Source organism: Actinomadura sp. KC345 (genome assembly GCF_004348515.1).
In the GTDB taxonomy this organism is placed as follows: Bacteria; Actinomycetota; Actinomycetes; order Streptosporangiales; family Streptosporangiaceae; genus Spirillospora.
The window spans coordinates 1-9,636 of sequence record NZ_SMKH01000292.1 but is presented as its reverse complement, the minus strand read 5'-3'; the positions used below and the strand labels follow the sequence as shown (position 1 = coordinate 9,636).

Genomic DNA, 9,636 nt, shown 5'->3' with positions numbered 1-9,636 from the left:
GCCCAGCGCGACTCCGACGCCGCCGGCGACCGCGCGGGCGGCCCATTCGTGCGCGGGCGGGCGGCCGGGGCGGTAGGCGGCGCGGACGGCGAGCACGTGGGCGGCGCCGTTGACGGCCGCGAGGTCGGACGGGTCGGCTCCGTAGGCGGCGAGGAGGTCGCCGGGCAACGGGGGGAAGTCGCCGGCGGGCCGCTGGTCGAGGGTGAGCATGGGGCTGTCGAGCATGCCGAGGACCAGGTCGCGCAGGGGCGGCCGGGTCCGCCGCGTCACCTCGTCATGCGCCAGGGCCGCCGGGTCGGCGATCGGCGCGGAGAGCGCCACGGCGTAGGTGCCGTAGAGCGCCTCCGGCACCGGCAGCGTCAGGTTCCGCCCCAAACCGTTCCCCCCGGTGAGCCTCGGTGAGTGTCGTCATCACCGATCAGAACGGACGGGGCGTTGGAAACTATCTGTCGCCGACGCGACATTTACCTCACAGATTCGCGATGCGGGCCCACGACCACGGACATCAGCCCGGGAGGTGCCGTCTGGGCAGAGCGTGCTCGAACCAGACGACCTTTCCCCGTTCGGTGCGGTGGGTGCCCCAGCGCGCGGCGAGGTGGCTGACGAGCTGGAGCCCGCGGCCCGATTCGTCGGTGGCGTCGGCGTGGCGGAGGCGGGGGAGGTCGGCGCCGTCGTCGTAGACCTCGCAGAGCAGGGTCCCGCCCTCGGTCGCGTGCGCGGCCTTGATCATGCGAAGGCCGATGGACCCGGCGCCGTGCACGAGGGCGTTGGTGACGAGTTCGCTGACGAGGAGCTCGACGGTGTCGGTGAGTGGTTCGAGGCGCCAGTCGGCGAGCCGCGCGGCGACCTCCCCCCGGACCCGGGGGACGGTGCTCGGCAGCGGTTCGAGCCGCTCCCAGGCGGCGACGTCGTCCTTGGGGATGCCGTCGAACCCGACCGCGACGATGGCGATGTCGTCGGCCGGGGTGGACGTGGCCAGGGTGTCGAGGAGCAGATCGCAGGTGCCGTCGAGGTCGGACGTCGCCCCGGCGAGCCGGCCGCGCAGCTCCTCCAGCCCCTCGTCGATGTCGCGGTCGCGGCGTTCCAGCAGGCCGTCGGTGCACAGGACGAGCTGCGACCCGTCCTCGACCGGCACCTCGACCGTCTCGAACGGTTCGCCGCCGACTCCGATGGGCACCCCGGACGGGACGGAGAGGACGCGGCTCTCGCCGTACGCCGACACCAGGACGGGCGGGACGTGCCCGGCGTTGGAGAGCGTGCACCGGCGCTCCACCGGGTCGTACACCGCGTACATGCAGGTCGCGAGGTAGTCCTTGCCGAGCCTGCGGGCGAGGCCGTCGAGCTGGCGCAGGAGCCGCGAGGGCCGCATGTCCTCGGCGGCGAGGGTGCGGACCGCGGTGCGCATCTGCCCCATGATCGCCGCGGAGGTGAGCCCGTGGCCCATGACGTCCCCGACGACGATACCGAGCCGGCAGCCGGGCAGCGGGATCGCGTCGAACCAGTCGCCGCCGACGTTGGCCGCCTGCCCGGCGGGCCGGTAGCGGTAGCGGACGCGTGCGCCCGCGACGTCCGGCGGGTCGTCGGGCAGCATGCTGTGCTGCAGTTCCTCGGCGGCCTGGACCTCGCGCCGGTACAGCCGGCCGTTGTCGATGCAGAGCGCGGCGCGGCGGGCCAGCTCCTCGACCATGGCGAAGCACAGCTCGCCGAATCCCGGGCGCCCGGGCTTGCGGAGCATCTTGAACGTGCCGAGCACGCGGCCGCGCGCGATCAGCGGGACGATCAGCAACTCCCGGCCGGCGAACAGCGGGCGCAGGTCACGGTCGCCGAACGAGGCGGCGATCTCGGCGGCGCGCTCGGGACCGACATGCGGGATGTGCACGGGACGCCCGGTCTTCATGGCCTGGACGAACGGCGTCGCGGCGGACAGCAGCAGCGCTTCCCCTTCGGGGACGAGTTCGTCCCACCGCCCCGACTCGTCGTTGTGGACGACCGCCACGCGGCGCATCTGCGCGGTCTCGTCGACGTCCTCGGCGGGCGGCGCCGAGTCGGTGACGACGCGTTCGAGCAGTTCGACGGCGGCGAAGTCGGCGAGCCGCGGGACCAGCACCTCGGCCAGCTTCCGCGCGGCCTGCAGATGGTCGAGCGAACTGCCGATCTCCTGCCCGGCCTCGCCGAGGTAGGCGAGCGGCTCCCGCACGGCCATCGCCTCCCAGCCGTCCCCGGCGCCGGGGCCGGCGAGGGCAGGGGATGCGTCCGGACGGGAATCGCCTGGCGGGCTCGTCCAGCCCGTCTCCTGGAGCGGGACCCGGACGACCGCCCGGGGCGCGGGGACGACCCGCGCGCCGCTGTGGGGGACGATCGGCATCCGGACGGTCAGCCCGAGCGAGACCGCCGGGCAGCCGAGGCCGCGCACCCGCGTGGCGATCCGCCCGGCCGCGGCCGGTTCCAGCGCGGGCAGCAGGCGCGTGAGCCGCGCGGTGAACCGGGGGGCGAACGCGGCGGAGCCGGCCCAGTCGGGCGGCGTCAGCGCGGGCTCCACCCGCAGCAGCCGGGTTCCTGGGGACCGCCTGGCGCCGGCGTCGGGCGGCACGACGAGCAGATCGCCCAGCGTGACGCCGGGGCCCTCCTCGCGGAGCCGGCGCAGGTCGGCGGCCAGCGCCAGCACCCGGACGTCGTGCCCGACCGGCCCGTCCTCGACCGGCCCGTCCTCGACCGGGTCGGCCTCGACCGGCCCGCCCTCCACCGGGTCGGCCTCGATCGGATAGACCCACCAGCCGATCTCGGTGAGTTCGCCGGTGTCGGCGCGCGGCAGGATGCAGGCGCCGCACCAGACGTGCCCGAAGATCCCCGGCTCGAAGGCGCCGCGGTGTTCGCGCGGGAGCCGCAGCAGCGAGGCGAGCGGACGGCCGACGGCCTGGAGCCGTGAAGCGCCGAACAGGTCCTCCGCCATTTCGTCCCAGTGATTGATGCGGCCGCGCCCGCCGAGGGTGATGGCGGTCATCCGCGCCACTCCCAGCAGCTCCTCGACGACCATTCGGTCCCCCTCCCTGAGCGAGGATGCACGACGCCCCTGCGACTCCTGGTAAAGGGGAAGTTACCCGCTGTAACAAGATCACGTCAGTGGTATGCGAAAGTCGTCCGGGGGCCGGCGTCCGGACCGCACGTGCCGTTCCTCGCGGCCGAAGTCCCTTATCAACCCGGGGCGTCCGAAACCACCCCACCAAGCCACCTGACCGCAAAGTGACCGAATGCGGCATAAGGCACTAATGCACCATTGACACCCACCATCCCCCGGCAGACGATCACGCAACCCCCCTTTGTGATCCCTGTCTGGGAGGCGCAATGTCGCGCATCGGTTTCCGGCATCGAAGACTCACCCCCACCCTCGCTGCCGCCGCGCTCCTGATCGGAACGCTGGTGGCGACACCGGCCCACGCCGGCCCACGGCCCTCGTCCACCGGGGCCGCCGTCGACGTCTACACCGCCGAGCTGACCCCGGCCCAGGTCAAGGTGCTGAACAGCTCCGGTCTCGACCACAAGGACATCCGAATCGCCAAGGGCGAGCGGGAGGGCAGCGTCCGCGTCGAGGCCGTGATGAGCACCGTCCAGGCCGCCGCCCTCAACCGGCAGGGCCTCGGCCTCACGGTGAAGAAGGTCGGCGGCAAGGACGCCCGCCAGCGCGCGAAGGCCGCCCAGACCGGCGTCTTCCGCCCCTACAGCGGCCCCGGGAACCTGCACGAGGAACTCCTCAAGGTCGCCGCCGACCATCCCTCCATCGCGACCGCCGTGGACATCGGCAAGAGCGGCGAGGGCAAGCCGATCACCGCCGTCAAGCTCACCAAGGACGGACGGAAGGACAGGGGACGGCACAAGAAGCCCGTCGTCGTCTACCAGGCGGCGCAGCACGCCCGTGAGTGGATCACGCCGGAGATGGTCCGCCGGCTGCTGCACCACTACGTCGGCGGATACGGCACCGACGCCCAGATCACCAAGATCGTCGACACGACCGAGCTGTGGTTCATCCCCGTCATCAACCCCGACGGCTACGACCTGACGTTCGAGGACGGGTTCCGCCTCTGGCGCAAGAACACCCGCGACAACAACGGCGACGGCCGGATCACCGGCGGGGACGGCGTCGACCTGAACCGCAACTTCCCCTACAAGTGGGGCTACGACAACGAAGGCTCCTCGGACCAGCCCGCCAGCGAGACCTACCGCGGCCCGGCGCCCGGCTCCGAGCCCGAGACCAAGGTGCAGACGGACCTCTACAAGAAGATCCGCCCCACCTACCTGATCAACTACCACTCGGCGGCGGAGCTGCTGCTGCACGGCGTGGGCTGGCAGACCCTCACCCGCAGCCCGGACGACGTGATCCACGACGCTCTGCTCGGCGACGTCGACAACCCCGCCGTCCCCGGCTACGTGCCCCAGCTGGGCGCCCAGCTGTACACCACCAACGGCGACACCGACGGCCAGGCCGACAACGTCCACGGCGCCCTGTCGATCACGCCGGAGATGGCGACGTGCCAGTCCGCGGCGGAGTCCGACCCTGACGACCAGTGGGAGCCCGGCGACTGCGGCAGCGGCTTCGAGTTCCCCGACGACGAGACGCTCATCCAGAAGGAGTTCGAGAAGAACCTGCCGTTCGCGCTGTCGGTCGGGAAGTCCGCGCACAACCCGGACGAGCCCGTGTCCGCCGTCGGACGCACCGCCCCCCACTTCGAGACCGACGGGTTCGGCACGTCCTACGGCCGCTCGCAGGAGGTCGCCTCGGTGATCCGCCGGTCGCTGCGCCACAAGCGGCTGAACTACCGGATCAACGGCGGCCGCGTGCACAGCGCCCCCGTGCGCGAGTGGCGCGGCGGTGAGCGCTTCGGCGACGAGAACGACACCTACTACGGCGAGTTCCGCGGCACGGTCAGATCGCAGCGGCCCGGCGACAAGGTCGAGGCGTGGTTCACCGGCTGGAAGGGCTGGAAACGGGTCGAGAGCAAGAAGTTCGCCTACACCGTCCGCGACCAGAAGAGGGCGGACGTCCTGGTCATCGCGGACGAGGACTACACCGGCGTCAACCCGGCCTACCCACCCGGGACGAACCAGCCCCGATATGCCCGGCAATACGCCGATCTCGTCGAGTCCGCCAGGCACAAGCCGCTCATCTGGGACATCGACAAGGACGGCGTCCCGCATGACCTCGGCGTCCTGAAGCACTTCAAGGCCGTCGTCTGGTACCTGGGCGACAACCGCCTCACCCAGGACGAGGCCGATGAACCGGTGCGATCGGTCATCGGCGACTTCCCGGACTCCCAGGTGGCCGACCGGGCGAAGGACCTGGTCCTGAACGTCAGGTCGTACCTCAACGAGGGCGGGAAACTCCTCCACGCCGGCGAGACGGCCGGATACAACGGCCCGCTCGGCCAGGCGAACGGCGGCGGCATCTACTACGGCCTGAAGGGCCACCCGGAGCGGCCGTGCGTGATCACCACGAGCTTCCGGGACGACTGCGAGCTGCTGTCGGACGACTTCTTCCAGTACTACCTGGGCGCGTACGCCAGGCAGCACGTCGGGGCCCCGACCGGGTTCACCGGGACGAGGTCGCCGTTCGACGGCGTCACGGCCGGACTCCCCGGGACGTCGACCAACCCGCTGAACGAGGCGGGCGGGTTCCAGGTCACCTCGACCGCCCTGCCCAAGGAGGACTTCCCGCAGTTCGACAGCTGGAAGATCGGCGACTACACGGGCGCCGCCGCGCCCACCGAGCCCGTCGAGGGCGAGTGGTACGTCGCCGGCCCCCACCAGGACAGCGCGTACCGGCGGCTGACCAGGACGATCGACCTCACCGGCGTCACCGCCGCGCAGGCCCCGACTCTCCAGGCCCAGGTCGCCTACAGCACCGAAACGGGCTTCGACAACGTCATCGTCGAAGCGCACACCGCCGGTGCCGGCGACTGGACCACGCTGCCCGACAAGAACGGGCGCACGAGCACGACCGTCCCGCAAGAGTGTGCGCAGGGCTACTACCTCGACATGCACCCGTTCCTCAACCACTACCTCACGGGAGGCAACCCCTGCGGGAACACCGGAACGTCCGGTGCGTGGAACGCTTTCACGGGCGACTCCAACGGCTGGGCGCCCGTCGCGTTCGACCTGTCCGCCTACGCGGGCAAGCAGGTGGAGGTGTCCTTCGCCTACGTGAGCGACCCCTTCACCGGCGGCACCGGCCTGTTCATCGACGACACCAGGCTCACCACCTCCGACGGCGAACTCGACGCGGAAGGCTTCGAAACCGGCCTCGGGCCCTGGTCCATCCAGGGCGCCCCGGAGGGAAGCCCCGGCAACGGTGAGGAGTTCGTCCGCTCCGAGGCCCTGATCGACTCCGTCTCGTCGGTCGCGACCAGGGACACCGTCCTGTTCGGCTTCGGGCTGGAGCAGGCCGACCCATCCGACCGGCGGACCCTGGTGGCCAGGGCCCTGAGACACCTGCTCCGCTGACCGCTCTGCCGCGTGCCGTGCTCATGGGTCGCCCATGAGCACGGCACGCCGCCATGTCGGGGACGCGCCTACACTGTGCATACTCTTGGTCATCACCGGTCGGGCCATCCGTTGCGGAGTGTGACGGACGACACGCGAGGACGGGCAACCATTTGGCCCCTTCCAGGCGTCTTACATAGCAGAACGACCACCGATGGGTGAGAAGCGCCCGTTCGAGCGCGGCCCGCGACGTCCCGGAGAACGGGGTCGCCCTGGCACAGCCGACTCGCGCACGATCCTCGGCCCACCCTCCACGCGCGGCCGAGACCCTCCGAACCCGTCGGGAACGGTGGCACGTACCACTTGAACGGGGGGCGGTTCGTCCGCCCGGTCCGCGCGTGCCCCCGAACACGCGTTAGCAACCGGCCCTTTCTCGATCGGGGCCACTACCTACGGGGAGCGACGATGACCGCTGTCACCACGCCTGTCCGCCGCGGCACGGGCCGCACCACGGGTTCCGCCCAGGGCCACGACGAGGGCGCCGCGACAGCCGAGAACACGCGACGCTACGAGCGCGACGTCCTGCCGCTCGCCGACCCGCTGTACGCCAGCGCCGTCCGCATGACCCGCAACTCCGCCGACGCCGAGGACCTCGTCCAGGAGACCCTCACCAAGGCCTACATGAACTTCCACCAGTTCCAGGAAGGCACGAACCTCAAGGCGTGGCTGCACCGCATCCTCACCAACAACTTCATCAACACCTACCGCAAGAAGCAGCGCGAGCCCCAGCGCGCCGGCTCCGAGGAGCTGGAGGAGTGGCAGATCGCGCAGGGCGAGTCGCGCTCGTCCGGCTTCCGGTCCGCCGAGTCCGAGGCGCTCGACCGCATCCCCGACTCCGAGGTCGTCTCCGCCCTGCGCGCCCTGCCGAAGGACTTCCGGGACGCCGTCTACCTCGCCGACGTCGAGGGCTACCCGTACAAGGAGATCGCCGAGATGATGGGCACCCCCATCGGCACGGTGATGTCCCGCCTCCACCGCGGCCGCAAGCAGCTCCGCGAGTCCCTCTCCGACCACGTGCTCGCCGCGTAGCGGCGTCCGGAACCTCCGGACGACCCGATCCCGCGGTTGCCCCGTGACTGCGGGCACGAAAGAGGGGCCCGCACGACGTGCGGGCCCCGGGGTTCGGTCCCGCCCGGGATTCACTCCCCGGCGGGACCTGGGTTCAGTAGGACACTCCGGTCACCGCTACGAAACCGCCGTGGTCGTCCACGGGGTTCCCCTCACGGTCGCGGTGGACCGAAGGTCCTTCGGGCGCGACGTGCACGACGTTCTGCCACGCGGCGAGCAGATCCAGCATCGAATCCACATCGCCCGCGCCCAGCGGCGCGGCGGGGAACCATTGGTCCCCGACGTAATAGCCCTCGGAACCTTCCATGGTGGCCATGGCGAAGGGGCTCTCCGGCGCCAGCGACCTCAGGAAGTTGCGGAACACGTGCCGGACCTCTCGGGGAACGGCGGTCAGCGACTCGGCGACGAAGTACATCGTCCCGATGTCGAACTCGCCCTTCGGCAGGTCACCGAAGATGTTCCCCTGCACGACCTCGACGCGCTCACGCATCGCGCGCTTCACCCACTCGAAGTCGTAGTTCCCGACGAAGGGCGAGATGACGCGCCAGAACGGCTCCCACGAGTCGTCGAGCTCCCGGACCTGCCGCTTCAAGAACGCGACGTTGGCCGACGAGAACTCGAAGAGCGTGACCTTCCGGCAGACTCCCAGCATCATCAGCGCGGGGTAGAGGTTCGGCCCCGCTCCCACGTCGACTCCATGGCGGAATCGTCCCTGCCCGCGGCTGAAGCGCTGCATGGCGGACTGGTTGAACCACTCGGAGCCGTCGTGGATGATCCTGCTGTCGTCGGCGCGCAAGACCGCGTAGTTGTTCTCGACGTACAGTTCCGGATCGAACTTCTCCCACGAGAACTGATCGTTCCTGCCGGACCCGGGGTCCGGCGGACTGCCTTTCATATCCAGTTTTCCTTTGTGTGAAGGCCCGTCAGCAGAGTGACGGACTGCTCCGCCTCATCCCTTCTTGTGCTTGAGGCACTGAAGACCGTCCGCGCACATCGACTCCCGTCCACCCCGTACCTGGACCGGATCTTGCGGGCGACGCGGCGGGAAGCCGGTTCGGCCGTTTCCCTGCACGATCGGTTATGTCATGGATACGCTGAGCGACCGTCGGTGCCCGCCCCGCCCTCGACCCTCGGGAGTATCGATGCCGAACCTCGCCGCCGCCGTCATCGCGGGTGCGGTGGTCGCTATCATGCCCGCCGCTCCGTCGAAGCCGGCGTCCTCCCTCCGGCTCACCCTCGACCATCCGGACCGCGGCACGTCCAGGAGCGTCACGCTGCTCTGCGAGCCTCCGGGAGGCGGCCACCCCGAGGCGGTGCGGGCCTGCTCGGAGCTGAGCGGGTCCGGCGGAAGGATCGCGCACGCACCGGACGGGCGGATGTGCACCGCGATCCACTCCCCCGTCACCGCGCGAGCGAAGGGGCACTGGCGCGGAGAACCTGTACGTTTCCACACCGAGTACGGAAACGATTGCGCCATGCGATCGCGGACCGGGACGGTCTTCGCCTTCTGACGCGAGGCAGAGCGACCGATGTCGGAACAGTCCGAATAGGCGCGCCGACCGCGGGTAAGGCGCGCACACGGGTTGACGCGAGCCACCGGGGCAATTCGGAAGGATGTGCGCGCGATGCCACCAAGGGTCAGCGACGTGATGACGGCGGCTCCGCAGACGCTGCCGCTGGACGCGACGCTGTACGAAGCCGCCCGCATCATGCGGGACCGAGGAATCGGTGACGTGCTGGTCACCTACGCGGGCCGCCTGTGCGGCGTCGTCACCGACCGCGACATCGTCGTCCGGGCGGTCGCCGAGAGCCGCGACACGTCGCTCACCCCTCTCGGCGACGTCTGCACGGCCGAACTGACCACCCTCCACCCCGAAGACGACACCGGCACCGCGGCCCAGCTGATGTGCGAACAGGCCGTCCGGCGCCTCCCCGTCGTCGACGCCGAGCACCGCCCGGTCGGCATCGTCTGCATCGGCGACCTGGCCCTGGCCAACGGCGACACCGGCCCCCTCCCCGAGATCAGCAAGGCCCCTC

General features: G+C 70.7%; 6 protein-coding genes and 1 pseudogene. 4 read left to right on the top strand and 3 right to left on the bottom strand.

The features are described from left to right. Positions 1-375: pseudogene (locus E1281_RS32590) on the bottom strand (hypothetical protein); the annotation flags it as partial. 130 nt (positions 376-505) lie between these two features. After that, positions 506-3,034, bottom strand: coding sequence for a SpoIIE family protein phosphatase (locus tag E1281_RS32585; protein WP_131883557.1), 2,529 nt, complete (start codon positions 3,032-3,034; stop codon positions 506-508). A gap of 308 nt (positions 3,035-3,342) precedes the next feature. On the opposite strand from E1281_RS32585, the gene E1281_RS32580 reads away from it, so the two are divergent. Next, entirely contained in the window at positions 3,343-6,492 is a 3,150-nt protein-coding gene (locus tag E1281_RS32580; protein WP_131883556.1) for a M14 family metallopeptidase, read from the top strand. A gap of 444 nt (positions 6,493-6,936) precedes the next feature. Next, complete coding sequence (locus E1281_RS32575; RefSeq protein ID WP_131883555.1) at positions 6,937-7,560, top strand: sigma-70 family RNA polymerase sigma factor; 624 nt, start codon at positions 6,937-6,939, stop codon at positions 7,558-7,560. 133 nt (positions 7,561-7,693) lie between these two features. Here E1281_RS32575 and E1281_RS32570 read toward each other — a convergent pair whose 3' ends face one another. Continuing rightward, positions 7,694-8,494 (bottom strand): methyltransferase, encoded by an 801-nt coding sequence (locus E1281_RS32570; RefSeq protein ID WP_131883554.1) that lies wholly within the window; start codon positions 8,492-8,494, stop codon positions 7,694-7,696. Positions 8,495-8,741: 247 nt separating this feature from the next. Here E1281_RS32570 and E1281_RS32565 point away from each other — a divergent pair, with 247 nt between their 5' ends. Continuing rightward, positions 8,742-9,110 (top strand): SSI family serine proteinase inhibitor, encoded by a 369-nt coding sequence (locus tag E1281_RS32565; RefSeq protein WP_207943621.1) that lies wholly within the window; start codon positions 8,742-8,744, stop codon positions 9,108-9,110. A gap of 114 nt (positions 9,111-9,224) precedes the next feature. Next, on the top strand, positions 9,225-9,636 hold a 412-nt coding region (locus E1281_RS32560), incomplete at its 3' end, for a CBS domain-containing protein (RefSeq protein WP_131883553.1).

Excerpts from the sequence above, each read along its gene's own strand:
- E1281_RS32585 (WP_131883557.1), bottom strand. The coding sequence starts at position 3,034 with ATGGTCGTCGAGGAGCTGCTGGGAGTGGCGCGGATGACCGCCATCACC.
- E1281_RS32565 (WP_207943621.1), top strand. The coding sequence starts at position 8,742 with ATGCCGAACCTCGCCGCCGCCGTCATCGCGGGTGCGGTGGTCGCTATC.
- E1281_RS32575 (WP_131883555.1), top strand. The coding sequence starts at position 6,937 with ATGACCGCTGTCACCACGCCTGTCCGCCGCGGCACGGGCCGCACCACG.
- E1281_RS32570 (WP_131883554.1), bottom strand. The coding sequence starts at position 8,494 with ATGAAAGGCAGTCCGCCGGACCCCGGGTCCGGCAGGAACGATCAGTTC.
- E1281_RS32580 (WP_131883556.1), top strand. The coding sequence starts at position 3,343 with ATGTCGCGCATCGGTTTCCGGCATCGAAGACTCACCCCCACCCTCGCT.